The 23,423-nt window shown below is 40.8% G+C and carries 25 protein-coding genes; 8 read left to right on the top strand and 17 right to left on the bottom strand.

Going from position 1 to position 23,423, the window contains the following annotated elements; all coding sequences use genetic code 11:
* Positions 1 to 22 precede the first annotated feature (22 nt).
* The 5 genes from OU683_RS01615 (at position 23) to OU683_RS01595 (ending at position 3,592) form a co-directional block, all read left to right on the top strand.
* Complete coding sequence (locus tag OU683_RS01615; RefSeq protein ID WP_268134483.1) at positions 23 to 826, top strand: OmpH/Skp family outer membrane protein; 804 nt, start codon at positions 23 to 25, stop codon at positions 824 to 826.
* 68 nt (positions 827 to 894) lie between these two features.
* Complete coding sequence (locus tag OU683_RS01610; RefSeq protein ID WP_228914252.1) at positions 895 to 1,404, top strand: OmpH/Skp family outer membrane protein; 510 nt, start codon at positions 895 to 897, stop codon at positions 1,402 to 1,404.
* Between the two features lie 66 nt (positions 1,405 to 1,470).
* Complete coding sequence (murI, locus tag OU683_RS01605; protein ID WP_268134481.1) at positions 1,471 to 2,259, top strand: glutamate racemase; 789 nt, start codon at positions 1,471 to 1,473, stop codon at positions 2,257 to 2,259.
* Positions 2,260 to 2,327: 68 nt separating this feature from the next.
* A complete protein-coding gene (locus tag OU683_RS01600) occupies positions 2,328 to 3,236 on the top strand; it encodes a NifU family protein (protein ID WP_268134479.1) in 909 nt (302 codons plus the stop codon).
* A 53-nt stretch (positions 3,237 to 3,289) separates the two neighbouring features.
* Positions 3,290 to 3,592: a hypothetical protein gene (locus tag OU683_RS01595; RefSeq protein ID WP_268134477.1), complete on the top strand. Its 303-nt coding sequence runs from the start codon at positions 3,290 to 3,292 to the stop codon at positions 3,590 to 3,592.
* A 68-nt stretch (positions 3,593 to 3,660) separates the two neighbouring features.
* Here the strand turns inward: OU683_RS01595 and OU683_RS01590 are convergent, their stop codons facing one another.
* Positions 3,661 to 5,949, bottom strand: a complete 2,289-nt coding sequence (locus OU683_RS01590; protein ID WP_268134475.1) for an inorganic phosphate transporter — start codon at positions 5,947 to 5,949, stop codon at positions 3,661 to 3,663.
* 202 nt (positions 5,950 to 6,151) lie between these two features.
* Here OU683_RS01590 and OU683_RS01585 point away from each other — a divergent pair, with 202 nt between their 5' ends.
* The 3 genes from OU683_RS01585 (at position 6,152) to OU683_RS01575 (ending at position 8,069) form a co-directional block, all read left to right on the top strand.
* On the top strand, positions 6,152 to 6,658 hold the full coding sequence (locus OU683_RS01585; RefSeq protein WP_268134473.1) for a nicotinate-nucleotide adenylyltransferase: 507 nt from the start codon (positions 6,152 to 6,154) through the stop codon (positions 6,656 to 6,658).
* Positions 6,659 to 6,860: 202 nt separating this feature from the next.
* Positions 6,861 to 7,064 (top strand): dodecin family protein, encoded by a 204-nt coding sequence (locus OU683_RS01580; RefSeq protein WP_268134472.1) that lies wholly within the window; start codon positions 6,861 to 6,863, stop codon positions 7,062 to 7,064.
* Between the two features lie 159 nt (positions 7,065 to 7,223).
* Positions 7,224 to 8,069 (top strand): mechanosensitive ion channel family protein, encoded by an 846-nt coding sequence (locus OU683_RS01575; RefSeq protein WP_268134470.1) that lies wholly within the window; start codon positions 7,224 to 7,226, stop codon positions 8,067 to 8,069.
* Positions 8,070 to 8,161: 92 nt separating this feature from the next.
* Here OU683_RS01575 and tsaB read toward each other — a convergent pair whose 3' ends face one another.
* The 16 genes from tsaB to OU683_RS01495 form a co-directional block, all read right to left on the bottom strand.
* Positions 8,162 to 8,818, bottom strand: a complete 657-nt coding sequence (tsaB, locus tag OU683_RS01570) for a tRNA (adenosine(37)-N6)-threonylcarbamoyltransferase complex dimerization subunit type 1 TsaB (RefSeq protein WP_268134468.1) — start codon at positions 8,816 to 8,818, stop codon at positions 8,162 to 8,164.
* A gap of 17 nt (positions 8,819 to 8,835) precedes the next feature.
* On the bottom strand, positions 8,836 to 10,098 hold the full coding sequence (locus tag OU683_RS01565; protein WP_268134467.1) for an efflux RND transporter periplasmic adaptor subunit: 1,263 nt from the start codon (positions 10,096 to 10,098) through the stop codon (positions 8,836 to 8,838).
* Positions 10,099 to 10,101: 3 nt separating this feature from the next.
* Positions 10,102 to 11,538: a TolC family protein gene (locus OU683_RS01560; RefSeq protein ID WP_268134465.1), complete on the bottom strand. Its 1,437-nt coding sequence runs from the start codon at positions 11,536 to 11,538 to the stop codon at positions 10,102 to 10,104.
* Between the two features lie 59 nt (positions 11,539 to 11,597).
* Entirely contained in the window at positions 11,598 to 12,719 is a 1,122-nt protein-coding gene (locus OU683_RS01555; protein ID WP_268134463.1) for an efflux RND transporter periplasmic adaptor subunit, read from the bottom strand.
* A gap of 24 nt (positions 12,720 to 12,743) precedes the next feature.
* Positions 12,744 to 14,006, bottom strand: coding sequence for an ABC transporter permease (locus OU683_RS01550; RefSeq protein ID WP_268134461.1), 1,263 nt, complete (start codon positions 14,004 to 14,006; stop codon positions 12,744 to 12,746).
* Between the two features lie 2 nt (positions 14,007 to 14,008).
* Positions 14,009 to 15,253, bottom strand: a complete 1,245-nt coding sequence (locus tag OU683_RS01545) for an ABC transporter permease (RefSeq protein WP_268134459.1) — start codon at positions 15,251 to 15,253, stop codon at positions 14,009 to 14,011.
* Positions 15,246 to 15,947 (bottom strand): ABC transporter ATP-binding protein, encoded by a 702-nt coding sequence (locus OU683_RS01540; protein WP_268134457.1) that lies wholly within the window; start codon positions 15,945 to 15,947, stop codon positions 15,246 to 15,248. Before OU683_RS01540 ends, OU683_RS01545 begins: the two co-directional genes overlap by 8 nt.
* Positions 15,948 to 16,061: 114 nt before the next feature.
* Entirely contained in the window at positions 16,062 to 16,289 is a 228-nt protein-coding gene (locus tag OU683_RS01535; protein ID WP_268134455.1) for a hypothetical protein, read from the bottom strand.
* 4 nt (positions 16,290 to 16,293) lie between these two features.
* Positions 16,294 to 16,827 carry a DUF420 domain-containing protein gene (locus tag OU683_RS01530; protein ID WP_268134453.1) on the bottom strand — a complete coding sequence of 178 codons (534 nt, stop codon included), beginning with the start codon at positions 16,825 to 16,827 and terminating at the stop codon, positions 16,294 to 16,296.
* Positions 16,817 to 17,554 carry an SCO family protein gene (locus OU683_RS01525; RefSeq protein ID WP_268134451.1) on the bottom strand — a complete coding sequence of 246 codons (738 nt, stop codon included), beginning with the start codon at positions 17,552 to 17,554 and terminating at the stop codon, positions 16,817 to 16,819. The genes OU683_RS01530 and OU683_RS01525 overlap by 11 nt, the downstream gene beginning before the upstream one ends.
* Positions 17,555 to 18,208 carry a hypothetical protein gene (locus OU683_RS01520; RefSeq protein ID WP_268134448.1) on the bottom strand — a complete coding sequence of 218 codons (654 nt, stop codon included), beginning with the start codon at positions 18,206 to 18,208 and terminating at the stop codon, positions 17,555 to 17,557.
* Positions 18,209 to 18,284: 76 nt separating this feature from the next.
* Positions 18,285 to 18,647 (bottom strand): cytochrome C oxidase subunit IV family protein, encoded by a 363-nt coding sequence (locus tag OU683_RS01515; RefSeq protein WP_268134447.1) that lies wholly within the window; start codon positions 18,645 to 18,647, stop codon positions 18,285 to 18,287.
* 18 nt (positions 18,648 to 18,665) lie between these two features.
* Positions 18,666 to 19,646 (bottom strand): cytochrome c oxidase subunit 3, encoded by a 981-nt coding sequence (locus OU683_RS01510; protein WP_268134445.1) that lies wholly within the window; start codon positions 19,644 to 19,646, stop codon positions 18,666 to 18,668.
* A 46-nt stretch (positions 19,647 to 19,692) separates the two neighbouring features.
* The gene (locus OU683_RS01505) at positions 19,693 to 20,274 is read right to left on the bottom strand and encodes a cytochrome c oxidase subunit 3 (protein WP_268134443.1); all 582 of its coding nucleotides are present in this window, start codon (positions 20,272 to 20,274) and stop codon (positions 19,693 to 19,695) included.
* Positions 20,265 to 21,167: a heme o synthase gene (cyoE, locus tag OU683_RS01500; RefSeq protein ID WP_268134441.1), complete on the bottom strand. Its 903-nt coding sequence runs from the start codon at positions 21,165 to 21,167 to the stop codon at positions 20,265 to 20,267. The genes OU683_RS01505 and cyoE overlap by 10 nt, the downstream gene beginning before the upstream one ends.
* A gap of 116 nt (positions 21,168 to 21,283) precedes the next feature.
* Positions 21,284 to 23,395: a gliding motility protein RemB gene (locus tag OU683_RS01495; RefSeq protein WP_268134439.1), complete on the bottom strand. Its 2,112-nt coding sequence runs from the start codon at positions 23,393 to 23,395 to the stop codon at positions 21,284 to 21,286.
* Positions 23,396 to 23,423 lie beyond the last annotated feature (28 nt).

Below are 23,423 nucleotides of genomic sequence, written 5' to 3'. Positions count from 1 at the left end.
ATTTTCTATACACCCATTAATTATGAAAAATTCCATTCTTATAACACTTGCTTTCTTAGTCTTTTCAGGCTTTGCCGCAAAGGCGCAGCAAACAGTAAGAATTGGTTATGTAGATATGGAATACATTCTGGAGAACGTTCCCGAATATCAGGAAGCCTCTGCTCAACTTGAAAACAAAGTTCAACAGTGGAAAAGAGAGATAGAGACAGAATTGAACCGGATTGAAAAAATGAAGCAGGATCTTGCGAATGAAAGGCCACTTTTAACAAGTGAGTTGATTAGTGACCGGGAGGATGAAATAAAGTTTGAAGAAAAAAAGATCCTTGATTATCAGCAAAAACGTTTTGGTCCCAATGGGGATCTTATAACACAAAAGCTGCAATTGGTAAAGCCAATTCAGGATCAGGTTTTTGTAGCGGTGCAGGAAATTGCTAAAAACCGGGATTACGATCTTATCTTTGATAAATCGGCAGATGTGATCACATTATATGCAGCCGACAGGCTGGATGTTAGTGACCAGGTTCTTAGGAGCATTACCAGGGCCTCTAATAGAGAACAGCTGGAAACCCGTCAGGAAAAACGGGAACTTGTAAGACAGGAAGCAAAGACTGTTGAAGAAGATGCAGTTCTTTCAGAAAGAGAGCAACTGCAACAACAAAGAAAAGAAGAAAGAGAAGCTCTGCTGGAAGAAAGACGCAGAGTGAGAGATTCAATTCGCACGGCAAAGAAGGAAGAAATAGAAAGACGCAGGGAAGAAATATTAAAAGAACGTCAGAGAAAAAAAGATTCCGTAGCCAAAGCGAGGGAAGAAAACAGAAATAACTAAAAGGCCATTATTAAAATTTCGGTAAATAATTCAACAATTAAATAATCTAAATAATCAATTCTTAAACAATGAAACAATTCAAGACACTTCTAATAGCTGTAGCTTTAATCCTGGGAGCATCCTCTTTTGCAAACGCACAAACAAAAGTGGCTCACATTGCAACTCAGGAACTTATTGAACAAATGCCGTCCTATAAAACTGCAATGAACCAGTTAGAAAAGTTACAAAAGACTTACGATACCCAGATCAAGGAGATGGTAACTGAGGCCCAGGGTACGATGAAAAGATATGAAGCCGAAGCTCAAACTAAAACCGATGAAGAAAATCAAAAAAGAGCATTAGAGCTTCAACAAACCCAAAGATCTATTGGCGAGTACCGTCAAACTGCCGAGCAGGATCTTAGAAAGAAAGAAGTAGATCTTCTAAAGCCTGTTTTCGAAAAAGCCCGTACTACAATTCAAAAAGTAGCTCGTGCAAAAGAGTTTGACTATGTTCTTGACTCAACAACAGGAACCGGAGTGATCATGGCCGATGGTTATGACCTAATGCCAGATGTGAAGAAGGAGCTGGGAATTTAATTTCCATTTTTAAAAAATATTGTAAAAACTGCGCATCATTGATGCGCAGTTTTTATTTTTACAGGAATGAGTAAAGACAAGCCTATTGGGATTTTTGATTCGGGAGTTGGCGGCACCTCCATCTGGAAAGAAATCCATCATCTGCTCCCCCTGGAGCATACTATTTATTTAGCCGACAGCGCTAATGCTCCTTACGGAGAAAAACCTCCCGAAGAGATTGTAAGGCTAAGTGTCAAGAATACCCGGAAACTACTGGAAATGGGTGCTAAGATCGTTGTAGTGGCCTGCAATACGGCAACGACAAATGCCATCACCCACCTAAGATCTTCATACAATGTACCTTTTATTGGGATAGAACCTGCAATTAAGCCTGCGGCTTTGCAAAGTGAGACTAAATGTATTGGAATACTGGCAACGAAAGGAACCCTATCCAGCGCACTTTTTGCCAGGACATCAGATCTTTATTCCAAAGATAACAAGATCATAGAGGTGGTGGGAAAAGGTTTAGTCGAGCAGATCGAAAAAGGGCAAAAAGACTCACCCTTTTTAAAGAAGATGCTTGAAGAATTACTGGACCCAATGATCAAAGCAGGAATTGATCACCTGGTCCTGGGCTGCAGCCATTATCCCTATTTAATTCCCACGCTTGAGAAAATCCTTCCCGCACATGTAAAGATCATTGATTCTGGCATGGCGGTGGCAAAGCAAACAAAGGTAGTTCTGCAAAGTCTAGACCTCCTTACCGGGGATCAACAACATATACCCGAGTTCTTCACGAATGGCAGCCCAGAAATCCTCAAGAACATCATCCCCGCCCCTGCCGGTTCGTTCGAAGTTAACTATATGGATTTCTAAAGCATTGAATCATTCTAAATAAGAAGTAGAATGCGAAGAGAAAATTGTACTTTTGCAAAAATTTTGACATGAAAAATATAACTATAAATATACAGCCCACCACTAAACCTACTATTGTAAAGTTTGAGGCTAACATTTTTTTGACCAAACATGAAAGCTTTGAATTTCAAAATATTGAAGAAGCAGGACGTTCTCCTTTAGCCCAACAGCTATTTCACCTCCCGTTTGTAAAAAAGGTCTATATAGCCCAGAATTTTGTGGCTATCGAGAAGTATAATATTGTGCACTGGAAAGATGTACAGCAAGAAATTTCGGAGCAAATAGAGTCATTTTTAAACAGTGGCGGAACGGTAGTTACTCCTCCCAAAGAGGAAGTCAAAAAAATTCCGGTAACCGTTTATGCCGAGAGTACTCCAAACCCAACTGTAATGAAGTTTGTTTCCAATAAGAAACTGGTGCTTCAAAGCGTGGAATTTAAAAATATTGATGAGGCAAAAAATGCACCTTTAGCCAAAGCTCTTTTTCATTTCCCTTTTGTAAAAGAAGTTTTTATTGATGAAAACTACCTCTCAATAATGAAATTTGACATTGCCGAATGGGAGGAAATCACCCAGGAGCTCAGGGAATTTATGAGAGAGTATTTGGAACAGGGTAAGGATGTTTTACTGGACGACAGCGAACAACCATCTTCTACAAAAAATAAAGAAGAAACCCCGGTAAAGGAGATTGAACTGGATGATATCTCCAAGGAAATTGTTGCCATTCTTGACGAATATATCAAACCTGCAGTTGCAAGTGACGGTGGAAACATCCTGTTTGAAAGCTATGACCAGGACCAAAAACTGGTAAAGGTGATCCTACAGGGAGCCTGTAGCGGTTGCCCTTCCTCCACAATTACCCTTAAAAATGGAATTGAGACCATGCTAAAAGATATGCTTGCAGGACGGGTGGAACGTGTGGAAGCTGTTAATGGCTAATTTCAGGATTTATACACCGAAATAAAAGATCCGGTTTCCAAATATATTGAGCTATGAAAAAAATAAGCAAATTTGTAAAAATCCCGTTGTTGATCCTAAGTGTTTCAGCAATATTTACCGGTTGCCAGGAGATGAATTCCAGAGTGGATGAGCAACTGGACAGGATCAATGACCGCGCAGAGGAACTTGATTCTGCCGTTAATCGCGGCTTGGATAAGGTAGAGGATCTTGATTCTACCATTACCGCAAAAACAAAGAGAATTAAGAACCTGGATTCTGTTGTGCGAAAGACTTCAACAAGAATTGACTCTTTGGTTAATAAAGGCACACAAGAAATCGACCGCAGGTTAAATTAAACTTCAGGTTAACTGAAGTAAAAAAAATAAAAGACTGCAAGACCTTTCAAAAATGGGGTTTTGCGGTCTTATTTTTTTTGAGGTACTCCAGCCGAAAATCGAGTGGTTTCTACAGCGATATTGAATTCCCGGTATAGCTCCAGGAGGTTCATTGTGGAGGTAATGAGGTCACGGGTTTCCAGAAGTAAACCAAAATAAAGCTCAGAATTTTTAGGACTGCTTTCGGTGGTCCTTATACGGTTGATCTGCTTTTCTATAAGCTCCCCAACATCACTCAAAAGCGCCTGCTTCCCTGCCAATACCACATCAATACGTGCAAAATCCTGTTTATCAAAAATGTCCTCTATCTCGTCAAACAGAGCCTGCATTTTATCATCTACCCTTTTTAGATCCCTTATTTGATTAAACTTGAGGTTCTTATGGTTGTTATTCACGTGATTGTAGCTGTTCCTTGTAATATACCCAATTGACTGGACAATATCCTGCAGGTAATCCAGGATAAGTATGTAAAAACGATTGGAATCAAGGGAACCCTCCTCAATAGTTTTGATGAAGTAAAAGACATTCCGCTTTAGCTCATCAATTTCGGATTCAAGTTTTTTAATTGACTTTTTGTTCTTTTTAAGTTTACTCTTGTCATAATACCCAAGGTTTTTTACCGTCTTGGAAAACATCTGGTTCACTCCGCAAACGATGCCCGAAATATTTTTTGAGCTCTCCACTACTATGTCATTAATGGTGCTGATGTCATTCCTTCGGAAAGGTTTTTTTAATTTCTTCTCCTTCTCTTTTCTGGAATGAAGAACAAAGCTGCGGGCTATGCTGAAGATCGCCAGGCCAATAAGCACTGTAATGGCAATAATTCCACCGAAATAGATTATCGCTGCAAAAATGGCCGCTGCCGAAAAGGCTACAAGGGCGGTGACAAACCATCCACCTACAACATTTACAACACCGGCAACTCGATAAACTGCGCTTTCCCTATCCCAGGCCCTGTCTGCTAATGAAGTACCCATGGCCACCATAAAAGTAACGTATGTGGTGGAAAGCGGTAATTTTAGACTGGTACCAATAGAAATAAGGATACTTGCCACTACAAGATTGACCGAGGCCCGAACAAGATCGAAGGCCGGTGTATCCTGGGCATCTCTGGTGAAAGCCTTTGGTTTCTGAAATTTTTCCTCTATTTTACTCCTTACCTGCTGGGGAGTTATGGCCCCTATGACATTTCCCAGTAACACAGAATAGCGCACAATTCCCCGAGAAAGGAAATTAGGATCAAATCGCTCTGTCACTTCTCCCTGTCGGGAAAGATTAACGCCCGTTTCCACCACGTTTCGCGCCTTTCGTGAAAACCATAGTGTCACCACCATGACTGCCCCTGCTCCCAATAAAAGAAACGGCGGCGTGGAAACTTCCCCCTGCAGGCCAGTCATTGGAAATTCTGAAGGTAAGACCCCCGAAGAGGCATAGGCTGTTTGCCATAATTCAAAAGACTGCCAGGCTGCAATTGGCACCCCGATAAAATTCACAAGGTCATTTCCAGCAAAAGCAAGTGCCAGGGAAAAGGTGCCCACCAGGATCACGAACTTGAGAATATGAGTTTTCAATACACTCATTAACAGCTGCGAGATAACGGTAAAAAAAACCAGCCCTATCCCAATAATGATTAAGGTATTATTGTCCAGGTAATCGAGGTAAGCTTCAGGAACAAAAGTGACTGATTTTAAGCCTTTCAGAAGAATAAAATATAGAATAGCTGTTAAAGATACCCCTCCAAAAATGGCACCTGCATACTTAATTTTCTTCTCAAATTGAAAAGAGAAAATTAACCGCGATAGATATTGAACAATAGCTCCAATGAGAAAAGCAATGACTACAGCCAATAATATCCCAATAATAATCTCGGTGGCCTTTGATGTATTGATATAGGTGAGGATATCACCATAATTTCCAGACTCATTGTATATTTTAATTGCCGCAATACTCACTGCCGCGCCAAGTAATTCAAAAACTATAGATACTGTGGTGGAAGTGGGTAAACCAAGGGAGTTAAAGAAGTCCAGTAGCAGCACATCGGTGATCATTACCGCCATGAAGATGATCATGATCTCTTCAAAATAAAACTCGCCCGGCATGAAAATACCTTTTCTCGCGACCTCCATTATCCCACTTGAAAAGATTGCGCCCACACCAACACCTATACTGGCAACTATAAGTATGGTCTTCATAGGAAAAGCACGGGATCCAATTGCCGAGCTTAAGAAGTTGATGGCGTCATTACTCACTCCAACAACCAGATCTGTCACTGCCAGCGCAAAGAGGGCAACCAGCATTACGATATAGATATCTTCCATTAAGAAAAGCGGGTTTGGCACTGCAAAATATGAATTATTTATAGAAAGGCGGGAAAACCCATGGTTAATATAAATGCAAAACACAAATGGTAATACTTAAAACAATTGTATAAATAACTTTGTTTCAGATAGTTATAAATATTAACTTAGTATAATAACTTAGTTTTCGACAACTAAACAGTATTAACTAAAACATTCAGTTATGAAAAAAGCACTTTTAATATTTTTCCTTCTTGGAATAATGGCTCCGACTTTTGCTCAGATTACAGAACCTGAGGAACTTAAAGAGGTGAATTTGGTTGCGGTAAACTATAAATACCTGGATGCCGTAACTAATGAACAGGTTGCAATACCGGTGAGAAAGCTGGAAGAACATGTTGCGGCGTATGATATCAAATCGTCAGAGATTTACCATGATGATTATGATACCTATGAGGTAAGTTTTTTTATACCTGAAGGGTCTGTGCTCGCAGCTTATGACCGGGATGGTAAATTAATTAGAACCATTGAAAGATATAAGAATGCAGGGATCCCAGATGTCGTTCGAAAAAACGTTATGAAGCAATACCCCAACTGGACAATTTCCAAAGATGTTTATCTTGTCAATTATCACGATGAAAGAGGAAGTGACAAGAGATATAAATTGAGGTTAGAAAACGGCAAAGAAGTGATAAGGATTAAAACAGATGAAAAAGGGAATATCATTTAGAAAACAAATAATTTTAGACTGGCCCTCAACAAGTGTTTAACTTTTGAGGGCTTTTTTATTTCTCAATCTTTTCATTATTTCAAAAGTCCAGTCCTTTCCAAAGCAGAAGGTTTAACAATTCCTTGGAAAAATTTTGAGGAGGAAATTTGTATATTGATAATCAATCAATTAAAACAAATACTAACCTTAAAATAAAAGAATTATGGCAGTTATGAAAGTACTGGAAATTATGGCAAATTCTGAAAAAAGTTGGGAAGATGCCGTAAAAAATGCTGTAAAAACCGCAGCAAAATCTGTAAAGAATATAAAATCTGTATACGTTAAGGACCAAACAGCAAATATTGAAGGTGATAATATTACAGACTACCGGGTGATCGTTAAGATCACTTTTCAAGTAGATGCCTAAGTTACAGGCGTGATTTAATTAGTTAATTAAGCTCTCTTCGGAGAGTTTTTTTATTTCTCAGAATTTTCCTTCCCACACTTCTTTCACAGAATTTTAACAGTTTCTAAACGCATAAAAATGGCCGATTCTCCCACCTTTGCAGCAAATCATGTAAAGTAGATGGAGAAAATCACCGATCTTAAAACCATAACTGCAGAATATTTCGAACAATTTTTAGGCTTTTTGCCCGATCTCCTGGGAGCGATCCTATGGCTGGTCATTGGCTGGTGGCTTGTTAAAATAGTCATTGGTTACCTTAAAAAGTTCTTCGATAAGAAGGACCATGATCAAGCTTTAACCAAGTTTCTTTTAAATTTGGCAAATGGGGCGCTTGTTGTACTGCTACTAATTAGTGTGGTAGGGATGCTTGGGATTGAAACTACCTCATTTATTGCCATTTTAGGGGCCGCAGGTTTGGCCATTGGACTTGCACTGCAGGGTTCTCTATCAAATTTTGCCGGCGGAGTTTTAATCCTTTTACTCAAACCATTTAAATTAGGAGACTGGATCGAAGTAAATGGTATTTCGGGTAGTGTGAAAGATATTTCTATGTTTTACACGAGACTCAACACCTTTGGAAACCAATTGGCCATAATTCCTAACGGCGAACTGTCTAATGAAAACATTGTAAATTATTCAGCTGAAAATACCAGGAGAGATGCCATCACCATTGGAATTTCTTATGACAGCAATATCAAAGTAGCTAAAGACGTACTTTTGGAGCTGCTCAAAGAGCAGGAAAACATACTTGAAGATCCTGCTCCCGCCGTAGTGGTCACCGAGCTGGCAGACAGCTCTGTAAATCTTTCGGTTAGGTTCTGGGCCAAAATTGAGGATTTCTGGGATTGCCACTGGTATACAATTGAAGAAGCTAAAACACGTCTCGAAGCCGCAGGTATTTCAATTCCTTTCCCGCAGCGCGATGTACATTTCTTTAATCACAGCAAAGAATCTGCTCCAGAATAGAACCGGGTTTATAATAAAAAATGCCCTCAATAAGTGTCTTTCTTTTTGGGGGCACTCTATTTTTAAAACTTTTTTTATTCTTGATTTTTTGGCTACCCGGCCATAAAATCTTTAAGATAATATGGTTCAAAATAAGCCACATCCTCAAACTTTTGCTTCTGAAACTTTTCTACCGCCAATGATACCATCTCTCCGGCAGAAGGTAACTTCCCTTCAATAAAGGTAGCGTTGGGATGTTCACAGATCTTACTGAACTTCTCTACTCCACTACCAATAAAAGTTACTGCAGCATTTTCCAGATACTCCAAAAATGAATCTGAATTTAAAATTTCTGCGCGGGTATCAAACACCTTTTTATATTCAGCGGTAAATCCGGTGGTATAGACTTCCATCCTGCGGGCATCCAAAAGAGGAATAATGAAACCATCTTTTTTCTGCTTTACCTGGAGAGCTAGAGACTTCAAAGTAGGGATCGAAATAAGGGGCAGGTCTAAGGCAAAGCAGAGGCCTTTTGCAGCCGAAACTCCAATTCGAAGACCAGTATAGGACCCGGGGCCTTTGCTCACGGCAATGGCTTCAAGATCGCCGGCCTGCACATCATTCTCCTTTAGGATCTCCTCAATGAAAAGGTGCAGCCTTTCGGCATGTGAATAATTACTGCTGTAGTCTTCTTTCAAAGCCAGCAATTTCCCTTTATTCTCCAGTGCTACCGAGCAATTTGTGGTAGCTGTTTCAATACATAAAATCACCCTCGCAAGTTAAGGATTTATTCGGTTTCATTTTTCACTTCAACTTTGTCACCGGGTTTAAGAACTTTAGTGACGGTATTATATGGTCCTGTAATGACCATTTCACCTGTCTCAAGACCTTCTTTGATCTCAATCCTCGCATCATCCTGGATCCCTGTTTCCACTACACGTACTTTGGCTTCGTCACCTTCCTTAATGTAAACAGTTTCAAAAAGCTCTTCGGGAGAAGCTTTATCATCTTCCTTGTCACGGCTGCCTGCAGTTGTATCTGCTTTCACAACTACTGCACTAATAGGCACGGCAATCACTTCGTCGCGACGATTGGTGATAATATCTACCGTGGCAGTCATTCCCGGTCTAAATGGAGAAAAATTTTCAGGCTTTCCTTCGAGCAGGTGGTCATAGGATTCTTTAAGTATTCTCACTTTTACTTTAAAATTCGTCACCTGATCGGCCGTAGCTGTGGCGTTGGCCGAGTTTGAAATTTCTGTAACCACTCCTTTAAATTCCTGCTTGAGATAAGCATCCACCTCAACTAAAGTAGAATCCCCTATGGATATTTTAACTATATCATTCTCATTAACATCTACCTCAACTTCCATATCGCTTAGATCGGCCACTCTTAGAATTTCGGTACCTGCCATTTGCTGTGTACCTACTACTCTTTCTCCCAGCTCGGCATCAAGAGAAGAAATGGTTCCACTCATTGGCGCATAGATGTTGGTTCTCCCTAAATTTTCCAGGGCTTCATTGACACTGGCCTCGGCACTTCTTACGTTGTAAAAAGCGGCTTGACGGGAAGCCTGTGCTACTTCATAGGCCGAAACGATCCTATCCCATTCAGCCTTGGAGATAATTCCTTTTTCAAACAGTGTTTTATTTCGCTCATAGTTGGCTTCAGCTTCTTTTAATGACGCTTCTGCCTGTGAAAGGCCCGATCTTATATTTTGAAGTCCCGCACGGGAACGTTCAAGGTTGGACTGGTAGATTTCAGGATTAACCCGCACCAGTAAATCCCCTTTTTGAACCTGCTGCCCTTCAACTACCGGAAGTTCAATAATTTCTCCTGAAACTTCCGAAGAAAGCATTACCTCAACCTCTGGCTGGATCTTTCCCGTTGCCGATACTTTCTCAATAACATCAAATCTCTGTACTTCTGTAACCTCAACTTCCTTAAAATTGCCCGATTTCCCAAACCATCCAGCTTTTTTACCCACTACCAGCAAGACAATGATTAAAACGGTAATTCCGGCAATTATATAAATAGTCTTTTTCTTCATTACTTAGAATTTAAGGGCTGTGATAGGCACTCCAAAATACAGTTCCAACACTTTTAATTTAAAAATATAATCATACTTAGTTCTTACCACTTCGCTCTCTGCGTTCTCCAGATTAAACTTTGCCTGGCTAAAGTCAAAAGCATTGGTCATTCCCACATTATAGCGTTCTGTTGCGTATTCATAAGCCAGCAGCTGTGCTTCCCGGGCCACCAATGCAGCTTCATATGCTTTTAAAGCGCCACGGGCATCTGTATAAGCCTGGTAAACATTTGCCTCAAGATCGAGTCTCGTCTGCTCCAGTTGATACTCAGACCTCAGCACATTTACTTTTCTTCTTTTGACCTGATTGCGGGTGCTAAATCCATTAAAAATAGGCACGCTAAGCTGGATCCCATATGAGATCCCATCATTAAGCTGAAGTTGTTCAAAGAAGGGAAGCGGGTTTCCAATTTCGGTAACCATATTTGGCGCCACTACAATTTCTTCGGTTGACTCTACAAAACCTATTTGGCGATAAGGCTCATCGGGATCAAGACCTGCAGAAATAAATCGCCCGGCACCAGATTCTCTTGTATTATAATTAAAAAAGGCACCAAGAGTAGGCCAGTAAGCGCCACGAGCTATTTCTAACTCCTTTTCTGCCAGTTCTGTGTTCATTTCGGCAACTTTCACTTCGTAACGTTCCTCCTCGGCAGCATCAATTACCTGGGAAACCGGCATTTCCAGGACCTCACTTCCAAAAACTTCGTAGTCTCTGTCGGCAATGTCAAAGTTTTCATAATCTTCAATAAGCAGCAATTGAGCTAAGGAGACCAAAGAGATCTCGATCTGGTTTTCGGCCACAATCATTCGCTGTACCTCATTTGCCGAAGTAGCTTTTATCTCCAGTAGATCGCCCCTGGGAAGGGAACCTGCTTCTACTAAAGCCTCAGCCCTCTCTAGTTGCTCAAGGGTTATTTGATGCTGTGCCTGGATCACCTTAAGGCTTTCTTTATTAAAAAGTACCTGCAGGTAAGCATTGGCCACAAAAAGGGCAATATCATCCTTCATTTGCTCCAGTGAATATTCACTGGCCAGTTTTGCCATTTTAGCGTACTGGTACTGCTTAAAATTTCTTAATCCGTCGAAGAGGGTTAATCCCGCTGTAGCTCCTGCGGAAAAATTCCTGGTGGTTTGGGTTTGAAGGATACCGGTAGTAACATTTTGAGTAAGTCCCGTATTCCAGGAATTGGAAGCCGAAGCATTCAATGCAGGCAGGAAGTTTCCGAAAGCATCAGATATCTGGATATCTGCCAGCTCCACATCAAGCTGTGACTGCTTTACACTTATGTTGTTGTCTAGTGCATATTCAATACATTCCTGAAGTGTCCATTCTTTTTGTTGCGAAAACCCGAAAAAGGAAGAGGAAAGGAAAACTGCAGTTAATAAAAATCTTTTCATAATGGTAGTTGTAAAATATAAGTCTTCTATGAACCTTTTTTGTTACACAAAGACACAATCTATTGCACCTGTGCAGTTGGCCCGGCTGGTTTTAATTGATTCCATACTTTGATCTTGTCATTCGCGCTAATACCGCTCTTGATTTCTACAAAAATACCGTCGCTCACTCCCAACTCAACTTCTCTGCGTTCAAACTGCTGGTCTCCCGTAGCCACTTCAACAAACGGCTCCTGTGTTTTAGGATCAAACTGGATCAAAGCTTCGCGAACTGCCAGTACATCCTCGGCCCTTGCGAGAATGATCGAAGCATTCGCGCTCAATCCTGCTCTAATAAAAGTGGTATCGGCCTTATCTAAAGTTCCTTCTATATCAAATTGAATTGCCCCGTTTTCCTCAACTCCTTTAGGGGCGATATAATCCAGCACAGCATTAAAGGTTTTGTTCTCAATGGCACCTACGGTCACTTCCAGCGGAAGGTCTTCCTTTATTTTCCCCACTTCACTTTCATCTACCTTGCCTTCAAAGATCATCTCATTAACATCGGCCAAAACAGCGATAGTAGTTCCCTCATTAAAGTTGTTACTTTCTATAACCTGGTTCCCAACCTTAACAGGAACATCCAGCACCATTCCTTCCACTGTGGAACGAATCATAGTATTGGCTGCACTTCCCAGCCCACTGGTTGTTCCTGTGCGAACGATCTCATAATTTTGTTGTGCAGAACGGTAGTTCTGCTCTGCACGTCTATAAGCAACCTGCGCATTGTCAAATTCATTGGCAGAGATCACACCTTTTTCAAAAAGGGATTTTTGACGCTCAAAATTTTTCGCTTCATTGTCAAAATTGATCTTCGCAGTCTGTACTGCATCTTTAGCACTCTGCAGGGAAGCGACGTTAGGAATCACCCTTATTTTGGCAATCTGGTCTCCGGCCTGGATGCGATCCCCGGCTTCGATATATATTTCTTCAATAACTCCCGAGATATTGGGCTTGATCAAAACTTCCTCTTTAGGAACGATATTTCCCGTTGCCACTGTCTTTTTTACAATGGTTTGTTCTGAAGCCTGCTCGGTTTCATAAACCGTTGGATCCTCCTGATTTTTAGCATACAGGTAGTACAATGCACCGGTAAAAGCTACTGCAATTAGAACCAGGATCAGGATAGTTACAACTCTTTTCATTCTGTTACTTATTTGTATTTATTGTTATTCTGTTCTTAAAGCATCTACAGGTTTAACTTTTATCGCGTTTTGAGCCGGAATTAAACCTGCCAGTAAGCCCGATATTACAAGGATACCCAATGCCACCATTACTACCCCAAGATTCACGCTGGGGTTGAGAAACATCATTTCTGAAGTATCCATTCCACTCAATGCCTGGTTCACAAGGGCAATCACTCCTGTAGCAAGCACTATTCCCGCCATTCCCGAAATAATTGTAAGGAAGATAGATTCCATTAGGATCTGTCCTCTTATAGCCCAGGGTGTAGCCCCAAGAGCACGTCTAACTCCAATTTCATTGGTGCGTTCTTTAACCACGATGAGCATGATATTGCTTATCCCAATGATCCCTGATAAAAGCACCAGGATTCCTACAAAGTAGGCCACGCCTTTTAGTGCGACAAATAGACCGTTGATCTTGTTATACTCTTCATAAAGGTCAAAATTCCCTACCGCTCGGTCATCTTCAGGATGTATCGAATGCCTGGATTTGATGACGTCCAGCACTTCCCCTTTTAGTTCGGTAATTGAAGAGCCATCCTGTGCGGTGATTGCCATCCATCCCACATTATTCCCTTCATTAAAAGCCTGGGAAAAAGAAGTAAAAGGAACATAGATCTGTTTCTGATTTTCCTCTGCATTACCATTGTTACCCTTCTTTTTATAAGTCCCGATCACCATAAAATTAACTCCGCTCACCTTAATGTACGTACCCAACACCTCTTCTCCCTGATCATAAAGCACTGTTCGCACTCCCTCTCCAATAACAGCTACTTTTCTTTTTTCATTGATATCTGAGTAATTAATAAATCTTCCCGAAGTGATATCCATAGGCTCCTGCTGAATGATCTCGGGATAATCGCCATAAACATTAAAGGCCCCTGTATTCAATCCTCTCACCACGTTATTGGCACCACCAAAACCTCCCAGTTGATTTCGGGGAGAAACGAACCTCATGTTTGGCACCTCACGCTTGATCGCCGCTACATCATCTATTTTGAAACTATATCTTCTTCCTTTAGGTAAACCTTTGTACGGTTTGGAGGTGACCTGCGTCCACATGAACATGGAATTGGTTGCCATTCCTCCAAAACCTTGCTTCACCCCGTTTTCCAAACCTTTTCCTGCAGCAAGCAGGATCACGAGGATAAATATCCCCCAAAGCACCCCAAATGCGGTAAGAATGGTTCTAAACCAGTTGGCACTAAGTGCTTCCAGTATTTCGTCCCAATTATCTCTGCTAAACATGCTTATTCATCTCTTAATGCGACAATAGGTTTAATCCTGGCAGCCCTGTAGGCAGGGAAGAATCCGGCGAGTGCTCCGGCAATCACCAGGATGAACACCGTAGTGAGTGCGATCCCAAAATTCACCGAAGGATTTGTTATAAATTCTGTTTCTATCATCGGCCCCACCAGTTCAAGCAAGGCAAGGCTTCCAATTAACCCAACAAGCCCGGCAATGGCAGTTACAAAAATAGATTCGTGCAGCACCATTCCCACTATAGACAAAGGTTCTGCCCCCAGGGCTTTTCGAACCCCAATTTCCCGGGTACGTTCCTTCACTATAATGAGCATAATATTACTTACCCCCACGATCCCGGCTATAATTGTACATATTCCTACTCCCCAAAAGAAGTACTTGATCATATCCATAAGGTCATAAAACCGCTTTGCATTCTCAAGAGAATTATTGATATTGATAGCACGGTCATCCTCGGGAGCTATACTATGTTGTTCCTTTAGAAATTCCTGTAATTCTGAAGAAAATTTATTTGAGGCAGCAAGTGCCGCTTCGAAATTGTCTTGTTTATCAAGAGTAAAGGCCATGTTATTTATGTAGTTCTGACCATTAAAGACTCTTTGTCCCGTAGACAGAGGCACATAAACCCTGTTTTCCTCACGTTCCCCTCCGGGGTCTGTAAAAACACCTATGACCTTAAAATTAATTCCGGAAATTTCTATGTATTTACCAATAGGATCTGCCTCCTTAAAAAGGTCATTTTTTACCCGGTTTCCAATAACAGCCACTTTTTCATAATTTTCATGATCGGTGTAGTTAAGATACCGGCCTTCTGTCATAGTACTGTTCTCAAGGAACTGGTAATCTGGAAGCACACCTTCTACCCTGTATGAACCCGATTCTTTCTTAAAGGTAACCACCCCATTCCAAATCCTGTAAACGGCCGATTTGTATTCGAGCTCATCAATATATTTCTGCGCAGTGGTTTGATAATCGGTGTTCTTTAGTCTTATCTCCCGCCCGGGATTTAGACCCTTATATTCTACAGAGGTTCTGTTTGTCCAGATGTAAAGGATGTTGGCTGCATCCTGCTCAAATTCAGCAGAGATCCCGTTCCTCATTCCCTGGCCAATACCCAGCAAAATGACAAGAATAAAGATCCCCGATGCTACCGAGAGCCCGGTAAGAAAGGTCCGCAGTTTATTCTTGCGGATAGTTTCGAAGATCTCCTCCCAACGTTCCAGATCAAACATACTGCAGTGCCTTTACCTGATCTACTTTTTTATCATCTATAATAACACCATCCTTCAAATTGACGATGCGCTTTGTCATTTCGGCAATATCATGCTCGTGGGTAACGATCAAAATCGTACGTCCTTCTTCGTTGATCTTTTGAATGAGGTCCATCACCTCATAAGATGTTTTGGTGTCAAGTGCACCGGTAGGCTCATCGGCCAGTAAAACTTTAGGATCACTGGCAAGGGCTCTGGCTATTGCAACTCTTTGCTTTTGACCTCCCGAAAGTTCATTAGGATGGTGTTGCGCCCAGGGACCAAGGCCTACTTTTTCGAGGTACGCCATTGCCCGTTCAATTCTTTCCTTGCGCTTCATACCCTGATAATAAAGGGGCAAAGCGACATTATCAAGAGCTGTCTTGTAATTTATAAGATTAAAAGACTGAAAAATAAATCCCAGAAACTTATTCCTGTAGCGGGCTGCTATCTTTTCATTAAGATTTTTAATAGGAACTCCATCGAGCGTATACGTGCCCGAATCGGCTTCATCAAGCATCCCGAGGATATTAAGAAGCGTAGATTTACCGGAGCCGGAAGAACCCATAATTGAAACAAGTTCTCCTTCGGCAACATTAAAATTAATTCCCTTTAGGACGTGCAGAGAATTATTTCCGGTCTTATAGGACTTGTGCAAATCTTTTATTTCGATCATACCGGGCTCTTTCTTTTAATTAGAGGGGACAACCATTAGACTTGAAAAAGGGGGGAATGTTACAGTTTTCAGAAAAAGATTCCAAAAAAAGCACATTTTCAAAGGGAAAGGAAGCTATTCTTCGGTACGGGCTTTTTTACGGGATTTCCAGATAAAATAGGCTATACCGGCCATTAGCAGGTAAGGAAAGATCATGAGATACATGATCCCGTCATTAATACCTTCAGCAGCCGATTGGCTTTCTCCACTTTCAAGAACAGCCCTACACATAGCACACTGGGCTTCTGCATCAAAGGAAAGAGCCAGTATAAAAAATGCACTAAGCAAGTTTCGTGTTCTCATAATCTTAATAATAAGGCGCCATGAATAAATATACCAACACTCCTGTCACAGCTACATATAACCATATTGGAAAAGTATAGCGGGCAATTTTTCGGTGTTTCCATACCTCTCCTGTAAGACCTCGGTACATGGTGAACAAAACCAGGGGAACAATAATAGCCGAAAGCAGGATATGCGTGATCAAAATAAAGAAATAAATATACTTAAGTACGCCTTCCCCACCGTAAGGTACAGGCTCATTGCTTATTTTAGAGATCACATAACTCACTAAAAAAACTGCCGACAGAAAAAATGCTGAAATCATTAAATTTCTATGCCACGCCAATTCCTTTTTTCTCATTGAAAAATAACCGGCAATAAGCAACAAAGCAGTAAAGAAATTTAGAATAGCATGGAACAGAGGAAAATTATTGAAGTTTCCTCCAAGTACCTCATACCTCTCAGGGAGGTACATTAAAATTAATACCAGCACGGGAACTAAAATGGAGATCACCAAAATGGCCGGCACCATCACCCTGTCGGACTTCCTATTTATCATTGACAAGTTTTTTTGCATCTGCAATCAAAATATCTATTTGAGGCTCTTCTTCACCGGGTTCCACAATGGATTTACGCGGAACAGATCCACGGTAATAAATAATTGGGTTACCATGTCGGTCTTTACGCGATCTTATATACCCTTCTTTATCAACCAGTGCAAAATAACCCGAATGAGCAAAACCTCCCTCAGCATTTTCATCTTCACCGGCATAAATATTGAATCCTGAATTCGCGAGATCATAAATTTCTTCCCGCTCACCGGTCATCAAATGCCAGTTTGGATGGGTTATTCCGTTTAAGGCAGCATACTCTTTTAAAACTTCGGGAGTATCATGCTGTGGATCAATGCTGAAGGATGCGATCCCGAAATCATCATTTTCACCAAAAACATCCTGCACCTGAACTAAATTTTCTTTCATGATAGGACAGATAGTAGGACAGGTAGAAAAGAAGAATTCAGCTATATAGACTTTTCCGTCGTAGTCTTTATTTGTGATAGTATCCCCGTGTTGATCTATGAATTCAAATGCGGGGACCTTCTTTTTTTCCCCGTTCACCATGATATATTCCAGCTCAACTTTTTCTGAAGCACGTTCTTCCTGCCCATCAGATCTATTCGAGGAGACGACTTCCCGTTCATTTATCCTGTCGATAATTTTGGGAACAACTATGATCCCAAAAATAAGGATCACAAAGGAAATTCCTATGTAGGAGTAGTTTTTCATTTATTTCTCGGTATTCTCTCTGTTATATTTCTTTAGTGCCAGGCGATACTCTGCCAGGATGACTTTTACGTCATCATTCATTTTATTGTTGAGCACAAAAATAGAGCCAGTATCATAGCCGTAAAGCTCCTTCCCGTCGTCGTCTTTGTCCCTGCCACGCAGCTTTCCTTCCTTATCAATTATAAAAACATTGGGAGTGGAAAGATCACCGGTTAATTCCAGGTCGGTGTTAAGACTATCAAACAACGCGTTGATCTCTTCGGAAGAACCGGTAACAAATTTCCACTTTTTTAGATCTATAACTTTGGAAATTTTATCCTGAAGCTTTTCAACTTCAGCTTCACTTCCGGAAGGTACTACAGAAACAAACTGAAAATCGTTAAACTCAGCATAGCGGTCATAAATTTTTTCGGCAAGATGATAGGCATTGTTGGAATATTCCAGGGGCTCACCCCCAGGAAAACCAAGAATAGTGATCTTGCCGTCAAAGCTCACTTCCTCCTCTTCATCCTCAAGACTTCTGAAGGATTCCAACTGATAGATCTCCTGTGTAAGCACAGGCAGGCGCGCAAAATTATTAACTCCTGAAGCGAAGAACAAATAGGCCCCCAGGGGGAGTGCAAAAAGCACAAAAATGACAAAGAATTTTTTCATGATATCTTTACGGAAAGATGTGCACAAAAATAAAAAAAGGCGGTTTTAAAACCGCCTTTCTCTAATGTTTTAACTTTTAAAAATCCCAGGCTACCTGCCCTCTTTTCATTACCTCGTGAACGTAATCTCCTTCGGTTAGGAGAATAAAAACCAGGTAAATAATAAGAAAACCTGCAGTCCAGACTACAGAGCGCCTAAGCCCTTTTGTCTCGCCCTCCATGTGCATGAAGGCCCAGGTAATATAATATGCCTTCCAAATGGTAAGCACAATAAAGATCCAGTTAATTAATTTTAAGCTTACAAAGTAAGTATCTGTTAATACCTCGGGCTTAATAATTCCAAGAATTACCTCCACAATGGTGATAACCGAAAGAATGATAAATACGGTCCAGATCCTTTTGGTGTTCGATTGATGTGCGTGAGTTGTATCGTGTGCCATTTTATATTGTATTCCAGATTATACTAAATAGAAGAAAGTAAATACAAATACCCATACAAGGTCTACAAAGTGCCAGTACAGTCCTACCTTCTCCACCATTTCATAGTGGCCTCTTCTTTCATAAGTCCCAATAAGAACATTAAAGAAAATGATGATATTGATTAAAACTCCTGTTAAAACGTGAAATCCATGAAATCCTGTAATAAAAAAGAAGAAGTCTCCAAATAAAGGATTACCATATTCATTTTTTTGAAGGTTAGCCCCCTCAATGATTCCAATTCCTTCGTTTTCAAGTTTAGCTAAAGACTCCGCTCTTGTAAGCACGACTTTGTCTCCTGTCTCGGTCAACTCCTGAGTTCTAATATGAAGGTTTGGATTAGCCGCGAAACCAACAAGCACATCTTCCATTGTGAAGCGTGGCAAAGTAGGTTCGTCCACAAACCACAATGCATTGGAACGTGTTTGCTGTAATCTCTCTGTTGGTGCAGCAACCACAAACTCATCAAGAGCAACGCGATGTCCTTCATCATTTACTACCTGCAGCACATTTCCACCCCTGGTTTCTACTGCTCCATAAGTGCCCTGAATAAAGTTTTTCCATTCCCATGCCTGTGAACCAAGAAAGATTATACCCCCAATGATTGTCAACAACATATAGAAGGTAACCTTGGATTTCTTCATTTGATGCCCGGCGTCTACGGCCAAAACCATAGTCACAGAAGAAAAAATGAGAATAAAGGTCATTAAGGCCACATAATACATTGGCGCCTCTACTCCGTGCAAAAAGGGAAAGTGGGTAAAAACCTCATCGGCGATAGGCCAGCTTTCAGAAAATTTATATCGGGCAAAACCGTAAGAGGCAAGAAAACCGGAAAAGGTAAGCGCATCTGATAATATGAAGAACCACATCATCATTTTTCCATAGCTCACCTTTAGAGGTTGATTTCCACCACCCCATGTTTTTCCTTCGGTACCTGTTCTGGTCACAGTCGCTTCCATAGAAAGAGTTTGATTTTTAAAGTATGGGCAAAAATAGGTTTTTTATTTATCTAAAGAAATATAAAAATAAAAACAGGTATATCCAAAGGGCATCCACGAAGTGCCAGTAAGTAGCACCAAGTTCTAATCCAAGTGTTTGCCCAGCATAATACTTCTGTTTAAAATGGTTATAAATTATCACCAAAAGCACGATTATTCCCCCTAAAAGGTGCACTAAATGCGATCCTACGATCAAATAAAGAAAAGAAGTAGTAACACTACTGGCACTACCTGTGAAGAAATATCCAGATTCCAACAGTTCATTAAAGCTCAAAAACTGTAAAACAATGAACCCAATGCTAAGCAATAAAGTCGCAACAAGACCCGAAGTAGCAAGAGAATGGTTATTCTGCTTCACTGCTTTTATGGCAAAATGAAAGGTAATACTACTTAAAAATATTACCACAGTACTCCAAATAAAGGTGACGGGCAATTGTAATTCAGTAAGCCAGTCCGGTCGTTTTGTGCTTACTACATAAGCACTGGTAAGTCCCGCGAACATCATAGCCATACTTATGATCCCAAACCACAGCATCATCTTTTTTGCCCGGCCCTGCTTGTACGCTTGGGTTCCTTGTGTTAAATCCATACTCGAATTAATTTATCTAATACATATATAATTTGCAGCAGCGTGATATAAGAAACACTTGCCAGCATTAGTTTTTTAGCCGATTTTTCGTCTCTTTTCCGGTAAAGCTGCACGGCATAGAACAGCATTCCCATTCCCAGAAGAAGTACAAGTACTGCAGAAAACGGTGTAATATACAGTGCACCTGTCATCCCGGTTACCGGTATTAAAGAAACTATTACGGTCCAGATGGTGTATAAAACGATTTGTATTGCGGTACCTTTATCCCTTTTCCCGGTGGGTAACATAAAGAAGCCACCTTTTGCATAATCATCATACAACCACCAGCCAAGGGCCCAAAAATGTGGAAATTGCCAGAAGAATTGTATCATGAACAAGGTTCCCGGCTCAATACCAAAATCTCCCGTAGCGGCAACCCATCCTAACATAAAAGGAATTGCCCCCGGGAAGGCACCCACAAATACCGATAGTGGGGTCTTGGTCTTTAGAGGAGTATATACACTTACGTAAAGAAAAATACTAATGGCCCCAAACATTGCTGTTCTGGGATTGATAAGATAAAGTATTACCAGCCCCAGTACGGTGAGGGAACTTGCAATAATAAAAGCAGTATTAACCGACATTCTTCCCGAAGGAACAGGACGGTTACTGGTTCTCTTCATCAAAAGATCAAGATCCTTTTCAAGGATCTGGTTATAGGCATTTGATGCTCCGACCAAACAATACCCTCCAATCGACAACATGATCACTGTGAGAAGATCAACAGATTCTGCTCCTAAAAAATAACCGGCAACCGAAGAAAAGACTACACTTATTGCCAGTCTCACCTTAGTAATCTCCTTTAGATCGCTTACCAGGGAAATTGCAGGACTATGTACTTGAGTATTTTCCAAAAAAAGGGAATTTTGGCGCAAAGATACTTCTTAATTGTTTTCTACCAAGTCCATGAAGCCGTTAAATTTATATCGCCTAAAAAACATAACTATTGATTTCCAACCCATTATAGGATTTACATATCAAAGTACCAGTTAAAGATATCTGTCCGCAGCCCAATATTAACCCAGTATGTGGTATTATCAAAGTGCTCTACAGTATTAACTTCGGGGTCAAAGTTTCGATAAATAAAGCTGCCGAAAAATTTAAGATTTGTAGCAGGATTAATAATATAGCCAACTTCAGTTTGAGCAAAGAATGAATCGGTATTATTTCCCTGACCAATCCTTACGCCTGTTTCCAGAGGCCGCTCCTCTTCACTGCGGTAGATATTTCCGCCGTAATAGTCACCATTTTCAGAAAAGTCAAAACCGCGTTCCCCATAAATCGCCTTCACATGACCATAATATCTTCCGCTTTTATACCTGGCAATAGCCACAAGCTCTCTAAAATTAGCTCCCCATAAATGCGCCATGGATTGGTTGGCATGACCATAATTGAGGGTAATGGTGTTGTGAGAATAGGTGTAAGGTCGCACCTGATTATATTCCAGCTGCAGGTGAAGGTTCTCTACATTGAAAGCATTAAAATACTTTGTCCCTAACTGGAAGCCGTGTTTATTCTTCCAGCTGCCTTCTCCTCCAAAAACATCACTGGAAGAAAATTCATCAATAAGCCACTGGCCATAGGTAAGGAATCTATTATTCCATTTATACTTCCCGGTAAGGCCAATGATAGCATTTCCAGCTTGTGCCCCGGTCGAAAATTCAATGGCACGGTAAAAGATCACCGGGTTTAGGTAATTAAGGTCGAATCCACGGTTGTTGTCATTCTCCCACATTACAGATTCAAAAAAGCCAATATTAAGCCTCTTTGTTACATTGTAGCTCAAATAATGGTTAGCCATAAATTTTGTTCTGTAGGAGTCCTCTCCCGTAACTTCGGGCCGTACATCACGCAAAGACATCCACGTGTTGGTGTATTTAATTTTCCAGAAGGTGGTGTTGAGCTTGAAAAAAGGGTATGGTGATGCATTATCACTCAACAATAGTGACCTGTAACCGTCCCCAATAAAGTTTTTTCCATGACCAAACTGTAGGTTAAAGAATTTACCCGGGCTATAAGAGAGATAGCCTTCGGCGACAGGATAGTCATAGGCCTGCCCCATAAATGGCTTGGCAATTCCACGACCCGGAATAATAGCCGCACCCTCAGAACCTGGTCTTATTGATTCCGCATAGTGATTAAAATAATCTGCAAATCTCCCCTGGTTCTCATAAACTACCGAATAGAAGCTAAAATTACTACCTAGTCCCCCTTGAAAAATGGCAGCCCTTGTATTATTGTAGGTAACATCCAATTCACTGTCAAAGTCTTTCCCCACCTGCAAGTCAAGGGCAAAGTCTACAGTGAACCAATAATCTTCACCCTGGAACCTAAAAAGATGCTCATTCCATAATTTTCTCCCCACCCATGAGTCTACAGGCTTTTGAAGCGCCGCAAGCTTAGCCTCAAAATTATAATAAGGCTGTACCTCCGAATAGAGAAAAGGCTTGGAAGAAGTGTGAAAATTAGTACCTATCCTGTTGACCTCATCTTCAAACCTACTGTAAAGTTCGTGCGATAGAGGAATATTGATCTCACTTTCAAACCGTGGATTACTAATCTCCAATGATTTGATCTCGTCATACTCCTCTGTCACTTCTTTTCGTCCAACAGGAGCTGCCACTTCGGCCTTTACAGCTACTAGTTCCTTCTCATAGGTGGGTAATGCAGCTTCCTCTTGTTCAAAAGGAATTTTAACCGGCATACGGAACTGCATATTAATTGGCCTGCTGTTGTAGGTAGCAGGGGAAATTTTCGGAAGGGTCTTAAAAATGCGGTTTATCTCCTCCTTTAATTCGGAATAAGCCGCATCGATAAAAATGACTTCAAAGTCTCCATCACGGGTGACCTCAAAAAGCACTATTACTTCTCCTTTATAATTGTCTTCAGAAATTATCTCTGGCAATTGAAATTCTCCGCTTATTTTTTGTTTTAATGTGGCTCTGAAACAACTTTCCTCCTGTTCAAACTCTACATTTTCACATTCAGAAAAACGTGGAAATCTTTCAGGATCTCCTTTAAAGGTCTGAGAAAAGGCAATAAACGGAAGAAATATAAGGAAGAGCGTGTAAATTTTTGTCATAGCCTGCACAATGCTCAATAGATTACTG

The organism is Salinimicrobium sp. TH3 (assembly GCF_026676115.1).
Lineage (GTDB): Bacteria > Bacteroidota > Bacteroidia > Flavobacteriales > Flavobacteriaceae > Salinimicrobium.
Note: the sequence above shows the minus strand (reverse complement) of the source record. Positions and strands in the feature narration are given on the sequence as shown.